Raw genomic sequence first — 2,733 nt, 5'->3', positions numbered from 1 at the left:
GGCACGGCGCCGAGGTCTTCGTGCGCACCGCCATGATCGTGCGTGAGGACGAGCACCTCCTCTTCGGGTTCGAGACCACCGACGCGCTCCGCGTCTTCGACCTCCTCCGCAGCGTCTCCGGCGTCGGGCCCAAGTCCGCGCTCGGCGTCCTGGCACACATGGACCCCGGCCAGATCGCGACCGCCGTCGCGCACGAGGACGACGCCGCCTTCCGCAAGGTGTCCGGCATCGGCCCGAAGACCGCGAAGCTCATCACGGTCGCCCTCGCCGGCAAGCTCGCCGCGTTCGAGCAACCGGCCGCTGTGACACCCGGCTCGGCGACGGGTGCGCACCCGGCATCGGACGACGTCGTGATCGCCCTGGTCGGTCTCGGCTGGCGCGAGGACGCCGCCCGTTCCGCGGTCGACGCCGTGGTCACCGAGGACCCGGCCGCCGCGACGTTCGGCACGCAGGCACTGCTCCGTGCCGCACTCGGGGCCCTGCGTCCCGCCGGTGCCGGCCGGTGAGCGGCATCACGGCAGCGGGCGCCGAGTCGCAGGAGGAACTCGCGTTCGAAGGAGCGCTGCGTCCGCGGTCGCTCGACGAGTTCGTCGGACAGCGCAAGGTCCGGGGGCAGCTCGACCTCCTGCTGAAGGCCGCCGCGATGCAGGAGCGCACCCCCGACCACATCCTGATGGCCGGGCCGCCCGGGCTCGGCAAGACCACGCTCGCGATGATCGTGGCGCACGAGTCGGGCAGGCCCCTGCGGATGTCCAGCGGGCCGGCGATCCAGCACGCCGGTGACCTCGCCGCCGTGCTCTCGTCGCTCGTCCCCGGCGAGGTGCTCTTCATCGACGAGATCCACCGGATGGCGCGTTCGGCGGAGGAGATGCTCTACCTCGCGATGGAGGACTTCCGGATCGACGTCATGGTGGGCAAGGGCGCCGGGGCGACGAGCATCCCGCTCGACCTCGCGCCGTTCACCCTGGTCGGCGCCACGACCCGCTCCGGGCTCCTGCCGAACCCGCTCCGTGACCGCTTCGGCTTCACCGCGCACCTCGAGTTCTACGAGAAGGACGAGCTCGAGCAGGTGCTCATCCGCGCCGCCCACCTCCTCGAGCTCGACATCGACCGGACCGCCCTGCGTGAGATCGCCGGACGGAGTCGGGGGACCCCGCGCATCGCGAACCGGCTCCTGCGCCGCGTCCGCGACTTCACGCTCGTGCACCGACCGCGCGACGGCATGGCCGCGGTGCAGGGAGCGCTCGAGCTGTACGACGTCGACGAGCTCGGACTCGACCGGCTCGACCGGGCGGTGGTCGAGACGATGCTGACCCGGTTCGATGGGGGCCCGGTGGGCCTCAACACCCTCGCCGTGGCCGTCGGGGAAGAATCCGAGACCATCGAGTCCGTGGTGGAGCCGTTCCTCGTCCGGGTCGGTCTCGTGACACGGACGCCACGCGGTCGGATCGCCACACCCCAGGCCTGGCGGCACTTCGGCCTGGCGCCGGGGCAGACGTCGGGCGGCCCCTCGCTGTTCGACGACGCGGACTGAGCCGACCGCACTCCTCCGCACAGACTGTGCACGAGCCGGGTGGACAGGTTCCCGTCCGGCGCGTGCCCTAGACTGCTACGGCCCGAAACCGAGCAACCAGAGAAGGCATCGCATCATGGGTCAAGAAGTCGTCCTCATCGTCATCGTCGTGGCGTTCGCGGCCTTCATGTTCTACAACAGCCGCAAGCGCAAGAAGCAGCAGGCCGACCTCGCCACCAAGATGGTGCCGGGCGCGCAGGTCATGCTCTCGTTCGGCCTCTACGGCAAGCTCCTGTCGGTCGACGACGAGAAGGTCACCGCCGAGGTCGAGATCGCCCCGGGCACGATCGTGACCGTGCACCGTCAGACGCTCTCGCGCGTGGTCGACGAGACCGCGGACGACGTCGACACCGCCGTCGCGCCGGAGGACGAGCCGAAGCGCGTCACCGAGCTCAACGGTCAGCCGGTCATCGACGACCAGGCCCCGACCTACGGTGAGCGCACCGACGAGACGAACCGCAAGAACGACCACTGACAACCTGGGCTGCCGGGTCGTGAGACCCGGCGGCACCGCTCCTGCCGTCGGCTCCCGTCGTCGGTCCTGACAGAAAGACGAGACGACCGGTGGCACGATCGACACCCGTCAAGAAGGCGCTCCGCTCGCTCACCTGGTTGGTGATCCTGATGGCGGTCCTCGCGGGGCTCAACACCGCCGCGTCGATCCTGGCGAGCACCACCAAGGACGACACCGGGAAGTGGTTCGCCGGCGCGAGCTGGGTGCCGGAGCTGGCACTGGACCTCCAGGGCGGCACGCAGCTGACCCTGGCGGCGCAGAACACGGAGGGTGACTCGGTCACGAGCCAGCAGCTCAACCAGGCCGTCAACATCATCCGCCAGCGCATCAACGCGACGGGTGTGTCGGAGTCGCAGATCAACACCCAGGGGACGAACAACATCGTCGTCTCCATCCCGGGCAAGCCCGACAAGGCGACGATCGACCGGATCGAGGCCGCGGCGAAGCTGACGTTCCGCCCGGTGCTCTACACCGAGGCCGCGACGAACGCCGCGGTCGGCGGCAGCGGCTCCACCGCCTCACCCACGCCGTACACGCCGCCCGCGTCGCTCCAGGCGACGCCGAGCACGAAGCCGACGAACGGCAGCGACCTGTCGCAGGTGACCCCGGCGCTGCAGGCCCTGTACGACAACTACAACTGCAAGGC

At 70.3% G+C, this 2,733-nt stretch carries 3 protein-coding genes and 1 pseudogene; all 4 read left to right on the top strand.

Annotated elements, in window-relative coordinates; translation table 11 throughout:
* Positions 1 to 506, top strand: a 506-nt coding sequence (gene ruvA / locus I59_RS19850) for a Holliday junction branch migration protein RuvA (RefSeq protein WP_022903936.1), incomplete at its 5' end; no start/stop codon positions are given.
* Positions 503 to 1,534: a Holliday junction branch migration DNA helicase RuvB gene (ruvB, locus tag I59_RS11190; protein ID WP_022903935.1), complete on the top strand. Its 1,032-nt coding sequence runs from the start codon at positions 503 to 505 to the stop codon at positions 1,532 to 1,534. The genes ruvA and ruvB, both read left to right, overlap by 4 nt.
* Before the next feature lie 115 nt (positions 1,535 to 1,649).
* Positions 1,650 to 2,048, top strand: a complete 399-nt coding sequence (gene yajC / locus I59_RS11185; protein ID WP_022903934.1) for a preprotein translocase subunit YajC — start codon at positions 1,650 to 1,652, stop codon at positions 2,046 to 2,048.
* A gap of 89 nt (positions 2,049 to 2,137) precedes the next feature.
* Positions 2,138 to 2,733 (top strand): annotated as a pseudogene (locus I59_RS11180) (protein translocase subunit SecD); the annotation flags it as partial.

It is taken from the genome of Curtobacterium sp. B8 (genome assembly GCF_000333315.1).
Classification (GTDB): Bacteria; Actinomycetota; Actinomycetes; order Actinomycetales; family Microbacteriaceae; genus Curtobacterium; species Curtobacterium luteum.
The sequence above is the reverse complement of the archived record's forward strand: the minus strand, read 5'-3'. Positions and strand labels throughout refer to the sequence as shown.

Excerpts from the sequence above, each read along its gene's own strand:
- yajC (WP_022903934.1), top strand. The coding sequence starts at position 1,650 with ATGGGTCAAGAAGTCGTCCTCATCGTCATCGTCGTGGCGTTCGCGGCC.